The organism is Kineococcus aridisoli (assembly GCF_050871885.1).
Taxonomy (GTDB): Bacteria; Actinomycetota; Actinomycetes; order Actinomycetales; family Kineococcaceae; genus Kineococcus.
Window position 1 is genome coordinate 20,178 of record NZ_JBJLSF010000041.1, and the last position, 19,797, is coordinate 39,974.

Sequence of the window (19,797 nt, forward strand, 5' to 3'; positions counted from 1 at the left end):
AACCCGTGCGCACCCCCCTGCCCTCCCCCACCGCCCCGCCCTCGGCCGCCGCCCTGCACGAGGCGCTGGCGGCCGCCGCCGCCGGACCGCTCGACGCGGGCAGCGCCGAGGTGCTGCTGCACGCGCGCGGGCAGGACCTGCGGCGCCTGTGCGCGCTGGCGCGCCCGGTGCGCGACGCCGCCATGGAGCAGGCCGGCCGGGCCGGCACGGTCACCTACTCGCGCAAGGTGTTCGTCCCGGTGACCCGGCTGTGCCGGGACCGCTGCCACTACTGCACCTTCGCCACCGTGCCGGGCCGGCTGCCGGTGCTGTACCTGTCCGAGGAGGACGTCCTGGCCATCGCGCGCGAGGGCGCGGCGATGGGCTGCAAGGAGGCGCTGTTCACCCTGGGCGACGCCCCCGAGGACCGCTGGCCGGCGGCCCGCGCGTGGCTGGCGGCGCGGGGCTTCGGCTCCACGCTGGCCTACGTGCAGCACCTGGCCCGCCGGGTGCTCGACGAGACGGGCCTGCTGCCGCACCTGAACCCGGGCGTGATGACGCTGGAGGCCCTGCTCACCTCGCGGCCGCTGGCCCCGTCGATGGGCATGATGCTGGAGACGACCGCGAGCAGGCTGTGGAGCGAGCCGGGCGGGGTGCACTACGGCTCCCCCGACAAGGACCCGGCGCTGCGGCTGCGGGTGCTGCGCGACGCCGGCCGCGCGCGGGTGCCGTTCACCACGGGGATCCTCGTCGGCATCGGGGAGAGCCCCGCCGAGCGGGTGGAGTCGATCCTGGCCATCCGCGACGTCGCCGCCGAGTTCGACGGCGTCCAGGAGGTCATCGTGCAGAACTTCCGCGCCAAGGACGACACCGCGATGCGCGGCGCCGACGACCTGGAGCACGAGGAGTACCTGGCCACGATCGCCGTCTCCCGGCTGCTGCTGGGGGCGGGGGTCTCCCTGCAGGCGCCGCCGAACCTGTCCGACCCCGGTCAGCGCGAGCAGCTGCTGGACGCCGGCGTCGACGACTGGGGCGGGGTCTCGCCCCTGACGCCCGACCACGTCAACCCCGAGCGGCCGTGGCCGCAGCTGGACGACCTGGCCGCCACGACGGCCGCGGCGGGCTTCCGGCTGGCCGAGCGCCTGACCGCCCACCCCCGCTTCGTGCTCGACGCGCTCGGCGGCGGCGAGCGCTGGATCGACGCCGGGCTGCACGCGGCCGTGGCCGCGCTGGCCGACCCCGCCACCGGGCTGGCTCGGGAGTCCGCCCGGCCGGTCGGGCGGGCCGCCGCGTGAGCGCGCAACCGCCGCCGCCCACCGACGCCGAGGTCCGGATGGCCCGCTTCGCCGCCGAGCAGCTGGCCCCCGACGGGCGCACGGAGGTCCAGGAGTTCCTCAACCGCGACGAGACGCTGTCGCTGGACGTCATGACCTGCCCGCAGGCGCCGTCGGCGGGGTCCACCTCGGTGACGACGCTGTCGCTGCACCGGTACCCCAACCTCGTGGGCACCACGGACGTGCGCGTGGAGCTCGTCACCGTGCTGGAGGACGTCGAGGAGCGCCTGGTGACGGGGCTGCTCGTGGCCTCGGCGTTCGCGGCCGTCGGCGAGCCGTGGCCGCTGAGCCCCGGCACCGTCTTCCCGGGCATCGTCGCCGACCTGCTCGGCGGCAGCGCACCGCACCTGCTGCTGACGGGGGCGGGCACCTTCCCCCGCCTGTCGCGCTACCGGCTGGAGGCGGACGAGCTGCAGGGCGGCACGGACGTGCACTGGCTGCACGGCGTGCCGGTCCACGAGGTGGAGCGGGTGTTCCTGCGCGAGCACGGCCTGGACGCGCTGGAGGACCGGTTCGTGGCCGCCGAGGTCGCCTTCACCGACGTGCACCGGGAGAGCGTGCTCTGAGGCGGACCCGGCCGCGCGACCCCTGCGGCCTGCGCGGTGCCGTCGCCGTCACCCTCGCGGTTCAGGCCGCCACCGGCTCCCGGGCGGGCTCGGGGCCGCCGCGCAGGACGAGGACCGGGACGGCCAGCGCGCACGCGATGAGCAGCCCCCCGCCGCCGACCGGCACGCCGTCGTAGTTGACGTAGGCACCGGCCGGGCCGGTCACGATCAGCCCGAGCATCCCGCCGACGACCACCGGCAGCGCCAGCAGCTGCGGCAGCAGGGCGCCGAGGGCGCCGAGCAGGCCCAGGGCGGTGCCGGCGGCCAGGCGGCGGCGGGTACCGGGGACCGCGCCGTCGGGTGCTGCTCCCAGCAGCAGGGGGGCGACGGCCAGCGCGAGGACGGGACCGGTCAGCCAGGACTGCGGGCGCAGGTGCAGCCAGCCGCCGCCGGGCGCGCAGAGCACCACGAGCGCGGCGGCCGGCAGCGCGAGCGCCAGCACCGCGTCGAGGCGGGTGCGCGCGACGACCAGGGCGGCACCGGCCGCCACCGCCGCCAGCGCGATCGCCGTCGCGGTGGTCGCGGTGACCAGGTCGGCCGGGATCCACGGCCCGTAGCGCTCGGAGGTCGTGCCCTGCAGGCTGAGGACCGGCAGCGTGCCGGCCGCCAGCAGCCCCGAGCCCAGCCCGACCCAGGCGGTGGGCCGCCGCGCGGGCAGCGACCGGTCGGCGGGGCGCCGCGCGGAGGCCAGCTGCGCGGCGAGCACGCCGGCGCAGGCGGCGGCCGCGGCGACGGCCAGCAGCGAACCCGCGGCGAGCAGCACCGAGCCGCCGTCGAAGGAGCGGCCGAGGACGGTGTTGGCGACGGCGAGGGCCAGCGCCGTGCTCGCCCAGCCGCTGAGCGCGCCCCGGCGCCCGCGCACCGCGAGCAGGACCGTGAGCAGGACCCCGGTCCCGCACGTCACCACGAGCAGCGCGACGAGCCGGGCGTCGTGGGCGACGAGCGCGAGCTCGTCCTCGCCGGGCACGGCCGAGGTGTGCCCGGGACCCAGGGCCCGCGCCTCGGCGGCCTGCACCGCGCTCATCGAGGTCACCGCGAACCCCCAGGACAGCGCCCCCAGGACCGCCGCCCCCGCACCCAGCACCGCCGCCGCCCGCCCCCGCGTGGTCACGGCACCAGCGTGCCCGGCGGGTGCCCCCGGCACCAGGGCCGGGCGCTGCCCGCCACCCGCCGTTCACCCGGTGCTCGGGCGGCCGGGGCTCAGGCGGTCAGGCCCAGCCGGTCGGTGAACGCGTTGGCGAACACGCGCTGCGGGTCGTGGCGGGCCACGAGGGCCCGGAAGTCCTCCCAGCGCGGGTACAGCCGCGCCAGGCGGTGCGCGTCGGCGGTGAACAGCTTGCCCCAGTGCGGGCGGGCGGCGGCACCGGCGCCGGCGAGCGCGGCCTCGATCTCGGCCAGCGCCGCGATGACCTCCAGCTGCTCCTGCTTGAAGGTGAAGTGGAAGGCGACGCTGTCGCGCTCGCAGGAACCCGACAGCCACAGGTCGTCGGCGGCGACGGTGCGGATCTCGCACATGTGCAGCAGGTGCGCGATGGAGGGGCCGATCCCGCGCAGCGCGGCCACGCCGGCGACGGCGTGCTCGCGGGGCACGAGGTACTCCGCCTGCAGCTCCACGCCGTTGCTGGGGGCGAAGCTGGCGCGGAAGTGCGGCAACCGCTCGTGCCAGGGTCCCGGCACGCCCAGCTGCTCGGTGGCGTTGCGCACGTCCACCTCCGGCAGCGGGTGCAGCGGCTCGCTCGCGCGGGTGGCGCCGAACAGCTCGTGCGGGGCGTCGGGGCGGTCGGCGGTGCGGGTCTTCAACCACACCTGCCGGGTGTCCTCGCCGACCCAGTCGGTGTAGACGCTGACGCTGTGCGCGGCGGAGGTGATCTCGTCGAAGTGCTCCAGCAGCGCCGCGAAGGACAACCCGGAGTAGACGTCCTGGCGCACCTGGTAGGTCGGCACGACGTCCAGCTCCAGGTGGGTGACGACCCCGAGCAGGCCGAGGGCGACGACGCTGCCGGCGAACTCCTCCTCGCCGCGCTCGACGCGGCGGAGCTCGCCGTCGGCGCCGACGAGCTGCAGGGCCCGCACGGCGGCGGCCAGGTTGCGCGTGCGGTCGCCGGAGCCGTGGGTCCCGGTGGCCACGCCGCCGGCCACGCTGATGTGCGGCAGCGAGGCCATCGCCTCCAGCGCCCACCCGGCGCGGTGCAGGTGCTCGGCGAGCACGCCGTAGCTGGTGGCGGCGCTGACGCGGACGGTGCGGGCGCCGGGGTCCACCTCGACCTCGGTGGGCAGGTGCTGCAGGCCGACGAGGTCGCCCGGGGAGTCGGCCACGTCGTTGAAGCAGTGCCGGGTGCCCAGCGCGCGCAGCCGGGGGCTGGTGGCCACCAGGCGCTGGAGGTCCTCGAGCGTGCCGGGCAGGTGCAGGGTGCCCGCGCTGTAGCGGTAGTTGCGCGCCCAGTTCGCGCCCGGTGCGGTGGTGGGCGGCGTCGTCGAGGTGCTCACCGGCGCACCGTACACACGCCGCGAGGGCGGCCCTCCCGGTGGGAGGACCGCCCTCGCAGTGGTGCTGGGTAGTGCTGGGTGGTGCTGGGCTCAGCGGATCAGAAGTCCATGCCGCCCATGCCGCCGTCGCCACCGGCCGGGGCCGCAGCGGCCTTCTCCGGCTTGTCGGCGATGACGGCCTCGGTGGTGAGGAACAGCGCCGCGATGGAGGCGGCGTTCTGCAGCGCGGAGCGCGTCACCTTGACCGGGTCGTTGATGCCCGCGTCGAGCAGGTCCACGTACTCGCCGGTGGCGGCGTTGAGGCCGTGACCGGTGGGCAGGTTGCGGACCTTCTCCGCCACGACGCCGCCCTCGAGGCCGGCGTTGACGGCGATCTGCTTCAGCGGGGCCTCGACGGCGACCTTGACGATGTTCGCGCCCGTGGCCTCGTCACCGACGAGGTCCAGCTTCTCGAACGCCGCGGTGCCGGCCTGGATGAGGGCCACGCCACCACCGGCGACGATGCCCTCCTCGACGGCGGCCTTCGCGTTGCGGACGGCGTCCTCGATGCGGTGCTTGCGCTCCTTGAGCTCGACCTCGGTGGCCGCGCCCGCCTTGATGACGGCCACGCCGCCGGCGAGCTTGGCGAGGCGCTCCTGCAGCTTCTCGCGGTCGTAGTCGGAGTCGCTGCGCTCGATCTCGGCGCGGATCTGGGACACGCGGCCGGCGATGGCGTCGGCGTCGCCGGCACCCTCGACGATCGTGGTCTCGTCCTTGGTGACGACGACCTTGCGGGCGCGGCCCAGCAGGTCGAGGTCGGCGGTGTCGAGCTTGAGCCCGACCTCCTCGGAGATGACCTGGCCACCGGTGAGGATGGCGATGTCGCCGAGCATGGCCTTGCGGCGGTCGCCGAAGCCCGGGGCCTTGACGGCGACGGACTTGAAGGTGCCGCGGATCTTGTTGACGACCAGGGTCGCGAGGGCCTCGCCCTCGACGTCCTCGGCGACGATGACGAGCGGCTTGCCCGACTGCATGACCTTCTCCAGCAGCGGGAGCAGGTCCTTCACCGTGGAGATCTTGGAGTTGAGGATGAGGATGTAGGGGTCCTCGAGCTCGGTCTCCTGACGCTCCGCGTCGGTGACGAAGTAGGGCGAGATGTAGCCCTTGTCGAAGCGCATGCCCTCGGTGAGCTCGAGCTCGAGGCCGAAGGTGTTGCTCTCCTCGACGGTGATGACGCCTTCCTTGCCGACCTTGTCGAGCGCCTCGGCGATGAGCTCGCCGATGGAGGCGTCACCGGCGGAGATCCCGGCGGTGGCCGCGATCTGCTCCTTGGTGGTGACCTCCTTGGCGGCGCCGAGCAGCTGCTCGGTCACGGCCTCGACGGCCTTCTCGATGCCGCGCTTGAGGCCCATCGGGTTCGCACCCGCGGCCACGTTGCGCAGACCCTCGCGCACGAGCGCCTGGGCGAGGACGGTCGCGGTCGTGGTGCCGTCACCGGCCACGTCGTCGGTCTTCTTCGCGACTTCCTTGACGAGCTCGGCCCCGATCTTCTCGTACGGGTCCTCGAGCTCGATCTCCTTGGCGATGCTCACACCGTCGTTGGTGATGGTGGGCGCGCCCCACTTCTTCTCCAGGACGACGTTGCGGCCCTTGGGGCCGAGCGTCACCTTGACAGCGTCGGCGAGCTGGTTCATCCCGCGCTCGAGGCCGCGGCGAGCCTCTTCGTCGAAGGCGATGATCTTGCTCATGCCTGGTGTTCCTCCCAGAAGACGGGCGGTGGACGGCCGGCCGGGTGCCCGCGACGGACGGACGGTGGCGCCGGGGTCACGTCCCCCTGCCCCACCGGCCTCACCGGGTCGGCCGGGAGCTTTCGCTCCCGGGTCGAGGTGCTGCTGGTGCTGTCACTCCCGACTCGAGAGTGCCAACGCCAATGTTGGCACTCCCACCCCCCGAGTGCAAACCCCCCGCCGCCGCGGGGAGCGCGCCCGGACGGGCGGGGCCGGTGCTCCACCCGGGTGGCACCCGGTCCCGTTGAACCCTCCACCAGTGCATCCTGGCAACGGACGGCGATCGACCCTGCACACCAAGTCACGAGGAGCCCACGTGGAGACCCTGCCCCTGCGCATCCAGGCCCTGCGGACGCGGCGCACCGACGAGCTGTCCGGCGACTACGTGCTCGACCCGACCCACAGCCGCATCGGCTTCGTCACCCGGCACGCGATGGTCACCCGCGTGCGCGGGCAGTTCAACGACTTCACCGGCCGCGCGCACCTGGACTTCGCCGACCCGACCGCCTCCTGGGTGGAGCTGAGCATCGAGGTCGCCAGCATCGACACCCGCGACCCGGGCCGGGACGCGCACCTGCGCACCAACGACTTCTTCGACGCCCCGCGGTACCCGCGGATCACGTTCTCCTCGCGCAGCGTGCAGGAGGTGGGCGCGCGCACCTACCGCGTCGGCGGCGACCTCACCATCAAGGGCACGACGCGCGCCGTGGCGGTGGACTTCGAGCACACCGGCGCGGCCAGGGACCCCTTCGGCACCACCCGCGTCGGCTTCGAGGGGGCGACGACGATCAAGCGCACCGACTACGGGGTGGTGTGGAACGCGGCCCTGGAGACGGGCGGCGTGCTGGTCTCCGAGACGGTGCCGCTGGAGTTCGAGATCTCGGCCACGCCGGCCCCGCGGGACTGACCCGCGGGAGCGGCGGCCGGCGGCTCAGACGGCGCGGACGCTCTCGGCCTGGGGGCCCTTCTGGCCCTGCCCGACCTCGAACTCGACCCGCTGGCCCTCCTCGAGGGAGCGGTAGCCGTCCGCGACGATCGCGGAGTAGTGGACGAACACGTCGGCACCACCGTCGTCGACGGTGATGAAGCCGTAGCCCTTCTCGGAGTTGAACCACTTCACGGTGCCCTGGGCCATTGCTCTCTCCTGGTGCTGCAGCGAGCGGAAGACGCCCCCGGCCCTCGCCGGACGCGGGTCTCACGCTGCCCGCGGCGGTGAGGCCGTGGGCGACGCCCGACGTGCGCTCCCCGAGAGGACGTGCTCATCGAACTGATCGACCGCTGCTCAGGTTAGTGCGGGGAGGGGCTGGTGGGACAAGGTTCGACGATCCTCGTCTTCACGGACCGGTCACGGAGCTCACACGCCCCCGACGACGCCCAGCAGCGGACCGGCCACCCGGCGCACCGCGAGGACCAGCCCGGTGAGCACCGCGGCCGCCACCAGCAGCCAGGCCAGCACCACCAGCAGCACCCCCTCCGGCCCCCGGCGGGTGCGGTGGGCGCCGCGGCGGACGGCCAGCTGGCGGGGTGCGGCGCGACGGCTCAGGGCTGCACGCCCAGGCGCCGGGCCGAGCGGGCGCGCTGGCGGCTGGAGCGCATGCGGCGCAGCCGCTTGACGAGCATCGGGTCGTGGGCGAGCGCGGCCGGGGTGTCGATGAGGGCGTTGAGCAGCTGGTAGTAGCGCGTGGGCGAGAGGTCGAACAGCTCGCGGACCGCCTGCTCCTTGGCGCCGGCGTACTTCCACCACTGCCGCTCGAAGGCGAGGATCTCCGCGTCGCGGCGGCCGAGGCCACCGGCCTGCGCCTCCTGGTCGTGCTCCTGCCCCGTGCGCGCCGATGCCTGCGACCGCTCCACGTCCAACCCCTTCCACCGCCCACCGTGCTGGTGACCGCGGCGAGTCTAGGTACGGACGACACCGGTGTCATTCACCGTCGCGGGCGCGTCCGCGACCGCCGGGCCGGGCCCGCGCGCCCCCGGTAGCGTCGCACCGTGCCCGACACGAGCGCCTCCCCGCCGAGCTCCCCGCCGAGCTTCCCGGCGACGCCCTCCGACCCCGCCGGCCTCGGCCTGGACGAGCTCGACCCCGGCTGGGCGCGCGCGCTGGCGGGCGTGCGCCCGCAGCTGGAGCAGCTGTCGGCGCGGCTGGCGGCCGAGCCCGGCCCCTGGCTGCCCGCCCCCGGGCACGTGCTGCGCGCCTTCCGCCAGCCCTTCGAGCAGGTGCGCGTGCTGCTCGTGGGGCAGGACCCCTACCCCACGCCCGGCCACCCGATCGGGCTCAGCTTCGCCGTCGAGCCGCACGTGCGGCCGCTGCCGCGCAGCCTGGTCAACGTCTACAAGGAGCTGCGCGCCGACACGGGCGTGCTCCCGCCCGCGCACGGGGACCTGTCCGCGTGGAGCCGGGCGGGGGTGCTGCTGCTCAACCGGGTCCTCACCGTGCGCCCGGGAGCGCCCGGCTCGCACCGGCGCACCGGCTGGGAGGCCGTCACCGACGCCGCCGTGCGCGCGCTGGCCGGGCGCGGCGGGCCGCTGGTGGCGCTGCTGTGGGGCAGGGACGCGCAGACGGTGGCCCCGCTGCTCGGCGACGTGCCCGTCGTGGCGGGGGTGCACCCCAGCCCGCTGTCGGCCTCGCGCGGCTTCTTCGGCTCCCGCCCCTTCAGCCGCGTCGACGAGCTGCTGCGCGCGGCCGGCGGCGAGGGGGTCGACTGGCGCCTGGAGTGAGCCGCGGCCGAGCCGGGGAGGTGGCCGGGGGAAGCCGGGGCCCGGCGGCGCGGGCGGGTGCGGCACGATGCCGCGCATGACTGCGACGCTGCACAGCACCGCCTTCGGCCGCACCCGCCGCGGGGAGCCCGTCGAGCGCTGGGAGCTGCGGCTGCCCTCGGGGGCGAGCGCCGCGGTGCTCACGCGCGGCGCGGCGCTGCAGCAGGTGCGCGTGCCCGACGCCGACGGCCGGCTGGGCGACGTCGTCGTCGGCCTGGGCGACGTGGCCGCCTACGAGGCCGCCGAGGGCTACCCGGGCGCCGTCGTCGGCCGGGTGGCCAACCGCATCGCCGGCGGGCGCTTCAGCCTCGACGGCACCGAGCACGCGGTGCCCCGCAACGACGGCCCGAACGCCCTGCACGGCGGCGCCGAGGGCTTCGACCAGCGCGTCTGGAGCGCCGAGGAGGTCCCCGGCCCGGACGGGCCCGCGCTGCGGCTGTCGCTGCTCAGCCCCGACGGCGACATGGGCTTCCCCGGCGAGCTGCGCGCCTCGGTGACCTACGCGCTCTCGGAGGCCGACGGCCGCGTCGCGCTGCGCCTGGACTACCGGGCGAGCACGAGCGCGCCGACGCCGGTGAACCTCACCAACCACGCGTACGTCAACCTCGACGGCGGCGGCACCGTCGAGGACCACCTCGTGCAGGTGCGCGCCTCGCGCTACCTGCCCGTCGACGCCGACCTCGTGCCCACCGGCGAGCTGGCCCCGGTGGCGGGCACGCCGTTCGACTTCGCCACCCCCACCCGCCTGGGCGAGCGGCTGCGCGAGGGCCACGAGCAGCTGCGGCTGGCCGGCGGCTACGACCACTGCCTCGTGCTCGACGAGCCCGGTGCGCTGCGCCGGGTGGTGACCGCGACGGCCCCGCGCAGCGGGCGCCGGCTGGAGGTGGAGACCGACCTGCCGGGGCTGCAGCTGTACTCCGGCAACTTCCTCGACGGCTCCTGGCGCACCCCCGAGGGCCGTCAGGTGCGCCAGGGCGACGCGGTGTGCCTGGAGACCCAGCTGCTGCCGGACGCGGTGAACCAGGTCGCGCGCTCGACGGAGTTCGCCGCCCTCGGCTCCTCGGTGCTGCGTCCCGGCGAGGAGTTCGCCTCGACGACCGTCCTCACCTTCTCCGCGGCCTGAGCCCGCCCCGCCCGCACCGGGCGGGGCGCCCCGGGAGGCGGCGAGCCTCAGAAGGCGGCGAGCAGGTCCGCGACCGCGGACCGCTCGTCGTCGGCCAGGGCCAGCAGCAGCAGGCGCAGCGGTTCCAGGTCCGCCAGGGGCACGAACGCCAGGTCGGCGGACCGGTGGGCGGCCGCCACGGCCTCGGAGGTGATGGCCATCGCCCGCCCGGAGGCGACGACGGCCAGCATCTCCTCCACCGTCTGCGCCGGCGGGCCGACCACCACCGGCAGCGCACCGGAGGGGCGGGGCTGCACCAGCCAGGCCTCCCGGTCGCTGCCCGCGTCGAGGATCGGCTCGTCGTCGAGCTCGCCGATGCCGATGCTCGCGCGCCCGGCGAGCGGGTGGTGCGCGGCGAACACCGCCACCCGCGGCGCGTCGGCGACCTCGGCGACCCGCAGCCGCGGGTCGAGCTCCTCCCCGCGCGCCGCGTGGCGGAAGACGACGTCCACGGTGCCGTCGCCGAGGCTGGCCAGCTCGCGCCCCCACGGCACGTGCCGCAGCACGACGTCGAGGTCCGGGGAGTCCTGCGAGGCCTGCACCAGGCGGGTGGAGACCCACCGCGGGGTGGAGGTGCCGATCCCGACGGTCACCCGCTGGCGCCCGACCTCGGTGGCCAGCCGGCGCGCGCGCACCAGCGCCCGGTCCAGCTGCTCGACCACGCGGGCGGCGTCCGCGGCCAGGGACTGCCCCGCCGGGGTCAGCGCGGGCCCCTCGCGGGCCACCCCGCGCGCGTCGCGCACGACCAGGCGCCCGCCCACGAGCTGCTCCAGGCGCGCGATGGCCTGGCTCAGCGCGGGCTGGGAGACCTGCAGGGAGACGGCGGCCGCCGTGAAGCCGCGCTCGCGCGCGACGGCCAGCAGGTACCGCAGGGAGCGCACGTCCAGCTCGCCGCCGGCACGCCCCGCCGAACGCTCATCCACGTCCCGGATGGTCGCAGAACAGGTCCTTCTGCGACACGGGGGGCGATCTTCACTACGTTGCCGGACGTGCGTCCACTGCTCGAGCTGCCCAAGGTGCACGTGCACGCGCACCTCGACGGGTCCTACCCCCGCGAGGCCGTGCTGGACCTCGCCCGCCGCCGGGGCGTCGACGTCGACCTGCCCGTGCGCGGCGGTCCGGCCGCCCGCGGCGAGGGCTGGGGCGACGTGTGGGAGTTCTTCGAGGCCTACGGCCGGGTGCCGGCGCTCGTGGGCTCCCTCGACGACCTCGCCGGGCTGTGCCGCGCGCTCGTCGAGCAGGAGGCCGCCGAGGGCGTCGTCTACTTCGAGCCGGCGGTGGAGCCGCAGCTGTACGCCCCCCGGCTGGGCGGCCTGCGGGAGGTCACGCGCGTCGTGCTCGAGGCCCTGGGCGCGGCGGGCGGCGAGTTCGGCGTCGAGGTGGGGGCGCTGCTGACGGTCAACACCGACACCGACGAGCCGATCGCCGCCGAGCTGGCCGCGATCGCCGCCGAGCACGCCGGGCGCGGGGTCACCGCGTTCGGCACCGCGGGCTTCGAGGAGCCCTCCGGCCTGCACCGCTTCGCCGCCGCGGCGGCCACGGCCCGCGCGGCGGGGCTGCCGGTGGTGGCGCACGCGGGCCAGACCGGCGGCTGGGAGTGCGTCGCCGAGGCGCTCGACGTGCTGGGCGCCACCCGCATCTCGCACGGGGTGCGCTCGGTGGAGGACGCCGGCTTCGTGCGGCGCCTGGCCGAGGAGGGCGTCGTCTGCGACGTCGCCCCCGTCTCCAACGTGGCCCTGGGCATCGTGCCCGACCTCGCCGCGCACCCCGCGCCGCTGCTGCACGCCGCCGGCGTGGGCGTCACCCTCAACGCCGACGACCAGCTGTGGTTCGGGCAGGGGGTCAGCGCGCAGTACGCGATCGCCCGGGAGGTGTGGGGCCTGCCGGACACCGAGCTGGCCGCCCTGGCCGGGCACGGGCTGCGCGTGGAGGGCATGAGCGCGGCCACCCGCCGGCGGCTGGGGGCGGGGCTGGCGAGCTGGCTGGAGCGCCCGCGGTGAGCACCGGGGCGGGCTGGGGGGCGGGCTCGGGGGCGCGGCGGCCGGTGCTGCTGAGCGCCTTCGAGATCAACGCGCCGAACCTCACCAGCCAGGGGCTGTGGGCGCACCCGCAGCAGCGGTCGGTGCGCTACACCGACCTCGCGCACTGGCTGGAGCTGGCCCGGCTGCTGGAGGAGGGGGGCTTCGACCTGCTCTTCCTGGCCGACTCCCCCGGCTACCCCGTGCTGGGGGGCGCCACCCCCGACGTGGTGTTCGAGCAGGCCGTGGAGATGCCGACGAACGACCCGCTGCTGCTGGTGCCGGCGATGGCGGCCGTCACCCGCCGGCTGGGCTTCGCGGTGACCGCCTCCACGACCTTCGAGGCGCCCTACCCGAACGCGCGCCGCTTCGCCACGCTGGACCACCTCACCCGCGGGCGCATCGGCTGGAACGTGGTGACGACCTCCTCGCCGGTGGTCGCCGCGCTGCACGGGACCCCGCCGCTGCCCGCGCACGACGAGCGCTACGCGGTCGCCGACGAGCACCTGCGGCTGAGCTACGCGCTGCTGGAGGGCGGCTGGGAGGACGGCGCGGTCCTGGCCGACGAGGCCACCCGCCGCTACGCCGACCCCGCGCGCGTGCACGAGGTGCACCACGAGGGCCGCCGCTTCTCCTGCCACGGCTACTTCAAGGTCGAGCCCTCCCCGCAGCGCACGCCGGTGCTCTTCCAGGCCGGCGCCAGCGAGCGCGGCCGCGAGTTCGCCGCCACCCACGCCGAGGTGGTCTTCCTGCAGGGCCGCGACGCGGCGAGCCTGCGCGAGCAGGTGCGGGACCTGCACGCGCGGGCGGCCCGGCACGGGCGCGCCCCGGGCTCGCTGCGGACGCTGGTGGGGCTGTCGGTGGTGCTGGGCCGCGACCGCGAGCACGCGCGGGCACGGCTGGAGGAGTACCTGTCGTGGGTCGTCCCGGACGCCGCCCGCGCCTACTTCGCCTCGATGACCGGGGTCGACCTGGCGGCGCTGCCGGCCGAGGCCTCCTTCGACACCGTGCGCACCGAGGGCGGGCGCACCCAGGTGGAGCGCTACCGCGGGCAGGCGGTGGCCACCGCGCGCGCGGACTTCCTGCGCCACGGCATGCGCGAGTTCGTCCTGACCGGCACCGCCGAGCAGGTCGTGGACGAGATGGCGCAGCTGCTGGAGCAGACCGGCGTCGACGGGTTCAACTACACCCCGTTCGTCGTGCCCGGCTCCTACGAGGAGTTCTGCGAGCACGTCGTCCCCGAGCTGCGCCGCCGCGGCCTGCGCCCGCCCGCGGACGCGGCTGCGGCGGGTCGCACGCTGCGCGAGGTCCTGTTCGGCGAGGGTCGTGCGAAGCTGCCGGACGACCACCCCGCGGCCCGGCACCGCCACTCCGCCCGGGACCGCTGAGCCCCGCACGGCCACGACAGCGAGGAGCCCCGATGAGCCAGGTACCGCCCGCGCCGCAGACCCGCGTCGGCGGCGTCGACGTGGAGCTCAACGGCATCAACTCCGTCGCGGCCGGGGAGCGCCACGGCAGGCCGCGCGACCTGTTCTGGCCCTGGTTCGCCGCGAACGTCTCGGTGCTCGCCGTCAGCTACGGCTCGTTCGTGCTGGGGTTCGGCATCTCCTTCTGGCAGGCCACCGCCGTCTCGGTGGCCGGCGTCGTGCTGTCCTACCTGGTCGTCGGGCTCGTCGCCACCGCCGGCAAGCGGGGGTCCGCGCCGACGATGACGCTCTCGCGCGCGGCGTTCGGGGTGAACGGCAACCGGCTGCCGTCGCTGGTGTCGTGGCTGCTGACGCTGGGCTGGGAGACCTCGCTGGCCGCGGTCGCGGTGCTGGCGACCGCGACCGTCCTGGACCGCCTCGGCGCGGGCGGCGGGACGGGCACCAAGCTCGTCGCGCTCGTCGTCGTGGTGGTGCTCATCGTGCTGGGCGGCACGCTGGGCTTCAGGGTCATCATGCGCATGCAGCGCTGGATCACCGTCGTCACCGCGGTCCTCACGGTGCTCTACATCGCCTTCGCCGCCGGCTCGATCGACCTGGCCGCGGTGCGCGCGGTGCCGGCCGGTGACGCGGCCGCGGTCGTGGGCGCGCTCGTGCTGGTGATGACGGGGTTCGGGCTGGGCTGGGCCAACGCGGCGGCCGACTACTCCCGCTACCTGCCGCGGGAGGCCTCCAGCGGCGGGGTCGTCCTGTGGACGACGCTGGGCTGCTCGCTGGGACCGGCCGTCCTGCTCGTCTTCGGCGCGCTGATCGCGGGCTCCTCGCAGGACCTCAGCGGGCGGATCGCCGCCGACCCGGTGGGGGCGCTCACCGACATCCTGCCGACGTGGTTCCTCGTCCCCTTCGTCGTCGTCGCCGTCCTCGGCCTGGTCGGCGGCGCAGTCATGGACATCTACTCCTCGGGGCTGGCGCTGCTCAACGTCGGGCTGCGGGTGCCGCGCCCGGTGGCCGTCCTCGTCGACGGCGCCCTCATGGTCGCCGGCGCCGTCTACATCGCCTTCTTCTCCGCGGACTTCCTCACCCCGTTCCAGGGGTTCCTCATCACCCTGGGCGTGCCGATCGCGGCCTGGGCCGGGATCTTCCTGGCCGACCTGTCGCTGCGCAGGGGCGACTACGCCGAGCAGGAGCTGCTCGACCCGCGCGGGCGCTACGGCTCGGTGCGGCTGCTGCCGGTCGCGACCATGGTCGTGGCGACGGCGATCGGCTGGGGCCTGGTGTCGAACTCCGGCGCCGACTGGCTGACCTGGCAGGGCTACCTGCTCGAGCCGCTGGGCCTGGCGAGCTGGGTCGCGCCGGCCGGCGGGGAGGCGGGCTACTGGGACGGCAACTGGGCCTACGCAAGCCTCGGCGTCGTCGTGGCCTTCGCCCTCGGCTTCCTCGCCGTCCTGCTGGGCGGGCGCGGGGCGGTCGCGCGGCAGGAGGGCCGCTGACGCCCCGCGCCCGGGCGGCTCAGGCGCGCTGGACGGTGACCTTCGGCGGGGTCTGCAGCGTCTGGGCGATGACGCAGTAGCGCTCGGCGAGGGAGATCATCTTCGCCTCCGTCGCCTCGTCGGCGTCGGAGCTGAAGTCGAAGACGATCGTGACGTCGGTGATGCCGACGGGCACCTCGCGCGCCACGCCGAGGGTGCCGCGGGCGTCCCAGTGGGCGTCCACGGTCACCGAGGCGTTGCGCAGCTCCACGCCCATCGCCGTGGCCACGCTGCGCAGCGTCACCCCGGCGCAGGCCGCGACGGCCTCGCAGAGCATGTCCGCCGAGCACGCCTCGGTGCCGTCGCCACCGGCGGCCGGGTGCAGCCCGGCGCGGGTGGTGCCGGCGAAGCCGTCGACGGAGACGCCGATCGACTGCCCGTCGAGCACGGCCACGGCGCGGGCCGGGACCAGCGCGCGCGCCGGGTCCTCGCGGTAGGCGTCCTTCAACGGCTTCTGCAGCGCCCTGAGCTCGGTCGAATCCACCGGGCGAGCTTAGGCCCCCGCGCGCCGCACCCCGCAACCTCCGCCAGACTCCCGGCGTGAAGTGGACCACCGCCGTGCGCACGCTGGAGGAGGTCGCGCAGCGCTGCGCGCACGTGAGCGCGCAGCCCGCCGCGATCGTGCCGCTGCGGGTGGTGGAGGCCTGGGTGCACGGCGCGCTGCTGGGCCCGCGCGCCGAGGAGGTGCCCGACGACGGCGGGGTGGCGGTGGCCCTGGTGGCCGACGTGCCCGCCGCCGCGTGCGCGTGGGGCAGCCGGCCCCCCGGCACCGGCCAGTGGCTGGCCGCCTCGGGGCTGGCGCGCAGGCCCGTGAGCCTGGTCCTGCGCCCGGCCGGCGTCCCCGTCGCCAACCACGCCGTGCGGCGGCCGGTGCGCTTCTGGTCGGCCGCGGAGGGGGTCGACGCCGCCGTGCTGGCGGCCGTGCGCGAGGGGGAGGGCGAGCGGCTGCGCCCGCCCGAGCCCGCCCCGGCCGAGCTCGCCGCCCGGCTGGAGGCCGAGCTGGAGCTCGCGCTGGCGCAGCTGCGGCGCACCGGCGCCGACTACGCCGCCCACCGGTGGGACCCGGGGTCGCCGCTGGCGCGCGCCGACGCCCTGTCGGAGGCCGCGCTGGGCTACCTGGAGCTGCTGGACGCCCGGGGTAGGTTGGCGCCGTGAGCGACGCCGACGGCCCCGAGCGCCTCCCCGAGCGGCTGGCGTACCGGCTGCTGACCGGCCCGGACGACCGCTCCTTCTGCGAGAAGGTCTCCAGGGCCCTGGCCGAGGGCTACGTGCTGCACGGCAGCCCGGCGCTGACCAGCGTGGACGGCGCGGTCGTGGCCGCCCAGGCCGTCGTCCTGCCCGCCGCCGCGGCGCGCGCGCTCTGAGCGTGGGCGCGGGCACCGTCGTGCTGCTGCCGCCGCAGCAGGGCGTCGACGCCGACCTCACGCTGCTCGCCGCCAGGCTGCGGGCGGCCGGTCACCGGGTCCTCGTCGTGGACGCCGCGCCCGGCACCGGGCAGGTCGCGCGCCAGCGGCAGGCGCTGCGCGCGCTGGCCGCGCTGCCGGGCGGCCCCGTCCTCGTCGGCCTCGGCGTCGGCGGGCAGGTCGGGCAGTTCCTCGCCGTCCACCGCGCGGTCGCCGGCCTGGTCGGCGACGTGGTGGACCCCGCCGAGCTCGGGCTGCCGGCGCCGCCGGAGGGCGTGCCGGTGCGGTCCCTGCCGCCGGCCGGGCGCGCCGAGCGCACCGCGGCGGTGCTGGACTTCTGCGCCGCGCACGCGGTTTGACAGGGCCGCGCCCGCTGCTTCAAGCTTCTCCCAGGTCATGAGTGACAGCGACAAGCCCTGGCTCGCTGTCCGGCAACCCTCCCCCGTGGCGGGGTGCCCCAGGTGACGACCCGGCCGGACGGATGGCGTCCGGCAAGTGCGGACCACGAGGAGCTGACCGTGCACGGCGAGCGCTGAACCCCTCGCCCCGTCGCGTCCAGCCACCGGTGACCGCCAGGCCACCCCGGCGCAGTCGTGCTGCGCCGTCGAACACCCGGAGAACGCCTTGTCCAGCCCCGCTCCCGCCCTGCCCGACAAGCCGAAGCGTCGCGGTCCCCTCGTCGCCGCCGTCGCGGCCGCCGTCGTCGTGCTGATCGCCGTGGTGGCGATCGTCCTGGCCACCCGCGGCGACGACACCACGACCACCGCCGCCGCGGACGGCGGCAGCGGCGAGACCGTCAAGATCGGAGTCGCGGACAAGTCGCTGGACTACTGGAAGACCTACGTCGACCTCGCGCAGTCGCAGCTCGGCGTGACCGTCGAGCTGGTCAACTTCTCCGACTACAGCCTGCCGAACCCGGCGCTGGCCCAGGGCGAGGTCGACCTGAACCAGTTCCAGCACATCCAGTACCTGGCGAACTACAACGTCACCGCCGGCGACGACATCCAGCCCATCGGCGCGACCGCGATCTACCCGCTGCCGCTGTACTCCACGACCGTCGACGACCCGGCCGCGCTGCCGCAGGGCGCCAAGGTCGCCATCCCCAACGACGCCATCAACGAGGCCCGCGGCCTGCTGGTGCTGCAGTCCGCCGGCCTGCTGACCCTCGCCGGCGGCGGCAACGCCTTCTCCTCGGTCGAGGACATCGAGAGCTCCAAGGTCGAGGTGACCCCGATCGACGCCTCGCAGACCGCGAACGCGCTGCAGAGCGGTTCGGTGGCCGCGGCCATCGTCAACGTGAACTACGCCACCAGCGCCGGGCTGCCCGAGGACGACGTCATCGCCCAGGACGACCCCTCCCAGGCCTCCGCCGCGCCGTACGTCAACATCTTCGCCGCCCGCAAGGAGGACGCGGACGACGAGACGTACCTGGAGCTCGCGCAGCTGTTCCAGGACCCCGCGGTCCAGGAGGTCTTCACGCAGGCCTACCCCAACGCCGTCGTGGAGAACCCCTCGGCCACGGACCTGCAGGCGGACCTGGCCGAGGTCGAGGACGACGCCCGGGCGGCTTCGGGCAAGTGAGCACGCTCGTCTCGCTGGAGAACGTCTCCAAGCGCTACGACCGCCGCGACGGCACGTCCGTCGCGGCGGTCGACGACGTCAGCCTGGAGGTCCGCGAGGGCGAGGTGCTGGCCGTCATCGGGTACTCCGGTGCCGGCAAGTCGACGCTCGTGCGGCTGGTCAACGCCCTGGAGCGGCCGACCTCCGGGACCGTCCGCGTCGGCGGGCAGGACCTGACGGCCCTGTCCGAGCGCGAGCTGCGCCGGGCGCGCTCCAGGATCGGCATGATCTTCCAGCAGTTCAACCTGTTCCGCTCGCGCACCGTCGCCGGCAACGTCGCCTACCCGCTGCGGGTGGCGGGGATGGCCAAGGCGGAGCGCGACGCTCGGACGGCGGAGCTGCTGGACTTCGTCGGCCTGCTCGACCGCGCGCACGCCCACCCCGAGCAGCTGTCCGGCGGGCAGAAGCAGCGCGTCGGCATCGCCCGCGCGCTGGCGACCAACCCCCCGCTGCTGCTGGCGGACGAGGCGACGAGCGCGCTGGACCCGGACACCACCGCCGAGGTGCTCTCGCTGCTGCGCCGGGTGAACACCGAGCTCGGCGTGACCATCGTCGTCATCACCCACGAGATGGACGCGGTGCGGCTGGTCGCCGACCGGGTCGCGGTCATGGAGGCCGGCCGGGTCGTCGAGGTCGGCGACGTCTACGACGTCTTTTCCGACCCGAAGACGCCTGCGGCGCAGCGCTTCGTGCGCAGCGCCACCCACGACCGGCCGTCGGCGGACACGCTGGCGCGGTTGCGCGCCCACCACCCCGGGCGGCTGGTGAGCGTGCGCATCACCGACGAGCCGAAGATCCAGCAGGTCGTCGACGCGGCGTTCCGGGACACCGGCACGAGCGCGGAACTCGTCTACGGCGGTGTCTCGGAGATCCGCGAGCGGCGGACCGGTTCGCTCACCTACGAGCTCAGCGGCACCGCGGTGGACACGGCGCTGGCCGCGCTGCGCAGCGCCGGCGTGCACGCCGAGGAGGAGGTCTGAGATGGGCGGCGACGGTTTCTTCGACGGCTTCCTCGGCACGACCGACGTCTTCCTGACGGCGATCTGGCAGACGCTGTTCATGGCGCTGGTCTCGATCGTCGCGGCGGGCCTGATCGGCCTCGCGCTCGGGATCGCGCTGTACGCGACGCGGCCCGGCAACCTCTTCGGCAACCGCCTGGTGTTCGGGGTGCTGGGGTTCGTGGTGAACCTCGTGCGCCCGATCCCCTTCATCATCTTCCTGGCCGCGATCGGGCCGCTGCAGCGGGCCGTCGTCGGGTCGACGATCGGCACGAACGCGGTGACGTTCGCGATCTCGCTGGCGGCCGCGTTCGCCGTCTCGCGCATCGTCGAGCAGAGCCTGGTGGGCGTCGACCCGGGCGTGGTGGAGGCGGCCCGCGCGGTGGGCGCCTCGCGCACGGCGATCCTCTTCACGGTCGTGGTGCCCGAGGGGCTCGGACCGCTGGTGCTCGGGTACACGTTCATCTTCGTGGGGATCGTCGACATGTCCGCCCAGGCCGGCCTCGTCGGCGGCGGCGGGCTGGGCGACTACGCCATCACCTACGGCTCCCAGCGCTACGACTGGGGCATCGTCTACGTCAGCGTGGCCGCGATCGTGGTGATCGTGCAGGTGGGCCAGCTCATCGGCAACCGCATCGCCCGCGGCGTCCTGCGCCGCTGACCCCGGGGTCCCGCCCCCCCTCAGGGCGTGATCTTCCACGGTGCACCGTGGAAGATC

The 19,797-nt window shown here is 75.4% G+C and carries 19 protein-coding genes, 2 pseudogenes and 1 riboswitch; of the genes and pseudogenes, 14 read left to right on the plus strand and 7 right to left on the minus strand.

The annotated features are described in order from the left end of the window. Nucleotides 1-5 precede the first annotated feature (5 nt). Nucleotides 6-1,262: pseudogene (gene cofG / locus ACRYM2_RS12730) on the plus strand (7,8-didemethyl-8-hydroxy-5-deazariboflavin synthase CofG); the annotation flags it as partial. Between the two features lie 8 nt (nt 1,263-1,270). Beyond that, nucleotides 1,271-1,879, plus strand: coding sequence for a suppressor of fused domain protein (locus tag ACRYM2_RS12735; protein WP_432522756.1), 609 nt, complete (start codon nt 1,271-1,273; stop codon nt 1,877-1,879). A 61-nt stretch (nt 1,880-1,940) separates the two neighbouring features. On the opposite strand, the gene ACRYM2_RS12740 is transcribed toward ACRYM2_RS12735, so the two are convergent. From ACRYM2_RS12740 to groL, 3 genes are all read right to left on the minus strand, one after another. Further along, nucleotides 1,941-3,029, minus strand: coding sequence for a hypothetical protein (locus tag ACRYM2_RS12740; RefSeq protein WP_432522757.1), 1,089 nt, complete (start codon nt 3,027-3,029; stop codon nt 1,941-1,943). Between the two features lie 89 nt (nt 3,030-3,118). Further along, a complete protein-coding gene (locus ACRYM2_RS12745) occupies nt 3,119-4,405 on the minus strand; it encodes a D-arabinono-1,4-lactone oxidase (protein WP_432522758.1) in 1,287 nt (428 codons plus the stop codon). Between the two features lie 98 nt (nt 4,406-4,503). Further along, nucleotides 4,504-6,132 (minus strand): chaperonin GroEL, encoded by a 1,629-nt coding sequence (gene groL, locus ACRYM2_RS12750; RefSeq protein ID WP_432522759.1) that lies wholly within the window; start codon nt 6,130-6,132, stop codon nt 4,504-4,506. Between the two features lie 355 nt (nt 6,133-6,487). Between groL and ACRYM2_RS12755 the strand changes: the two genes are divergently transcribed. Next, complete coding sequence (locus ACRYM2_RS12755; RefSeq protein ID WP_432522760.1) at nt 6,488-7,078, plus strand: YceI family protein; 591 nt, start codon at nt 6,488-6,490, stop codon at nt 7,076-7,078. 24 nt (nt 7,079-7,102) lie between these two features. Here ACRYM2_RS12755 and ACRYM2_RS12760 read toward each other — a convergent pair whose 3' ends face one another. Both ACRYM2_RS12760 and napA read right to left on the minus strand, forming a co-directional pair. Next, nucleotides 7,103-7,306 carry a cold-shock protein gene (locus tag ACRYM2_RS12760; RefSeq protein ID WP_166613857.1) on the minus strand — a complete coding sequence of 68 codons (204 nt, stop codon included), beginning with the start codon at nt 7,304-7,306 and terminating at the stop codon, nt 7,103-7,105. Between the two features lie 404 nt (nt 7,307-7,710). After that, nucleotides 7,711-8,022, minus strand: a complete 312-nt coding sequence (gene napA / locus ACRYM2_RS12765) for a nucleoid-associated protein NapA (protein WP_432522761.1) — start codon at nt 8,020-8,022, stop codon at nt 7,711-7,713. 135 nt (nt 8,023-8,157) lie between these two features. Here napA and ACRYM2_RS12770 point away from each other — a divergent pair, with 135 nt between their 5' ends. Both ACRYM2_RS12770 and ACRYM2_RS12775 read left to right on the plus strand, forming a co-directional pair. After that, nucleotides 8,158-8,886, plus strand: coding sequence for a uracil-DNA glycosylase (locus tag ACRYM2_RS12770; protein ID WP_432522762.1), 729 nt, complete (start codon nt 8,158-8,160; stop codon nt 8,884-8,886). A gap of 76 nt (nt 8,887-8,962) precedes the next feature. After that, entirely contained in the window at nt 8,963-10,048 is a 1,086-nt protein-coding gene (locus ACRYM2_RS12775; protein ID WP_432522763.1) for an aldose epimerase family protein, read from the plus strand. A 47-nt stretch (nt 10,049-10,095) separates the two neighbouring features. On the opposite strand, the gene ACRYM2_RS12780 is transcribed toward ACRYM2_RS12775, so the two are convergent. Continuing rightward, entirely contained in the window at nt 10,096-11,010 is a 915-nt protein-coding gene (locus tag ACRYM2_RS12780) for a LysR family transcriptional regulator (protein WP_432522764.1), read from the minus strand. Nucleotides 11,011-11,076: 66 nt separating this feature from the next. On the opposite strand from ACRYM2_RS12780, the gene add reads away from it, so the two are divergent. From add to ACRYM2_RS12795, 3 genes are read left to right on the plus strand one after another with little or no spacing between them, the layout of a single operon-like run. Next, nucleotides 11,077-12,087, plus strand: coding sequence for an adenosine deaminase (add, locus tag ACRYM2_RS12785; protein ID WP_432522765.1), 1,011 nt, complete (start codon nt 11,077-11,079; stop codon nt 12,085-12,087). Continuing rightward, nucleotides 12,084-13,493, plus strand: a complete 1,410-nt coding sequence (locus ACRYM2_RS12790; protein WP_432522766.1) for an NtaA/DmoA family FMN-dependent monooxygenase — start codon at nt 12,084-12,086, stop codon at nt 13,491-13,493. The genes add and ACRYM2_RS12790 overlap by 4 nt, the downstream gene beginning before the upstream one ends. Before the next feature lie 32 nt (nt 13,494-13,525). Then, the gene (locus tag ACRYM2_RS12795) at nt 13,526-15,019 is read left to right on the plus strand and encodes a purine-cytosine permease family protein (protein ID WP_432522767.1); all 1,494 of its coding nucleotides are present in this window, start codon (nt 13,526-13,528) and stop codon (nt 15,017-15,019) included. Nucleotides 15,020-15,038: 19 nt separating this feature from the next. Here the strand turns inward: ACRYM2_RS12795 and ACRYM2_RS12800 are convergent, their stop codons facing one another. Then, nucleotides 15,039-15,542 carry an OsmC family protein gene (locus tag ACRYM2_RS12800; RefSeq protein ID WP_432522768.1) on the minus strand — a complete coding sequence of 168 codons (504 nt, stop codon included), beginning with the start codon at nt 15,540-15,542 and terminating at the stop codon, nt 15,039-15,041. A gap of 56 nt (nt 15,543-15,598) precedes the next feature. Between ACRYM2_RS12800 and ACRYM2_RS12805 the strand changes: the two genes are divergently transcribed. The 6 genes and pseudogenes from ACRYM2_RS12805 to ACRYM2_RS12830 all read left to right on the plus strand — a co-directional run bounded on the left by ACRYM2_RS12805 (nt 15,599) and on the right by ACRYM2_RS12830 (nt 19,740). Then, nucleotides 15,599-16,213, plus strand: coding sequence for a DUF7711 family protein (locus tag ACRYM2_RS12805; protein WP_432522769.1), 615 nt, complete (start codon nt 15,599-15,601; stop codon nt 16,211-16,213). Next, nucleotides 16,210-16,416, plus strand: a pseudogene (locus ACRYM2_RS12810) (DUF1737 domain-containing protein); the annotation flags it as partial. The gene ACRYM2_RS12805 and the pseudogene ACRYM2_RS12810, both read left to right, overlap by 4 nt. An 8-nt stretch (nt 16,417-16,424) precedes the next feature. After that, a complete protein-coding gene (locus tag ACRYM2_RS12815; RefSeq protein ID WP_432522770.1) occupies nt 16,425-16,820 on the plus strand; it encodes a hypothetical protein in 396 nt (131 codons plus the stop codon). Nucleotides 16,821-16,853: 33 nt separating this feature from the next. Continuing rightward, nucleotides 16,854-16,965: riboswitch (SAM riboswitch) on the plus strand. Nucleotides 16,966-17,085: 120 nt separating this feature from the next. Continuing rightward, nucleotides 17,086-18,042 (plus strand): MetQ/NlpA family ABC transporter substrate-binding protein, encoded by a 957-nt coding sequence (locus tag ACRYM2_RS12820; protein ID WP_432522771.1) that lies wholly within the window; start codon nt 17,086-17,088, stop codon nt 18,040-18,042. After that, nucleotides 18,039-19,061, plus strand: a complete 1,023-nt coding sequence (locus ACRYM2_RS12825) for a methionine ABC transporter ATP-binding protein (RefSeq protein ID WP_432522772.1) — start codon at nt 18,039-18,041, stop codon at nt 19,059-19,061. The genes ACRYM2_RS12820 and ACRYM2_RS12825 overlap by 4 nt, the downstream gene beginning before the upstream one ends. A gap of 1 nt (nt 19,062) precedes the next feature. Next, on the plus strand, nt 19,063-19,740 hold the full coding sequence (locus ACRYM2_RS12830) for a methionine ABC transporter permease (RefSeq protein WP_432522773.1): 678 nt from the start codon (nt 19,063-19,065) through the stop codon (nt 19,738-19,740). The last annotated feature ends 57 nt before the right edge of the window (nt 19,741-19,797 follow it).

What these genes read in the sequence shown, in the direction of transcription:
- groL (WP_432522759.1), bottom strand. Translation starts at nt 6,132, where the DNA reads ATGAGCAAGATCATCGCCTTCGACGAAGAGGCTCGCCGCGGCCTCGAG.
- ACRYM2_RS12795 (WP_432522767.1), top strand. Translation starts at nt 13,526, where the DNA reads ATGAGCCAGGTACCGCCCGCGCCGCAGACCCGCGTCGGCGGCGTCGAC.
- ACRYM2_RS12830 (WP_432522773.1), top strand. Translation starts at nt 19,063, where the DNA reads ATGGGCGGCGACGGTTTCTTCGACGGCTTCCTCGGCACGACCGACGTC.
- ACRYM2_RS12760 (WP_166613857.1), bottom strand. Translation starts at nt 7,306, where the DNA reads ATGGCCCAGGGCACCGTGAAGTGGTTCAACTCCGAGAAGGGCTACGGC.
- ACRYM2_RS12775 (WP_432522763.1), top strand. Translation starts at nt 8,963, where the DNA reads ATGACTGCGACGCTGCACAGCACCGCCTTCGGCCGCACCCGCCGCGGG.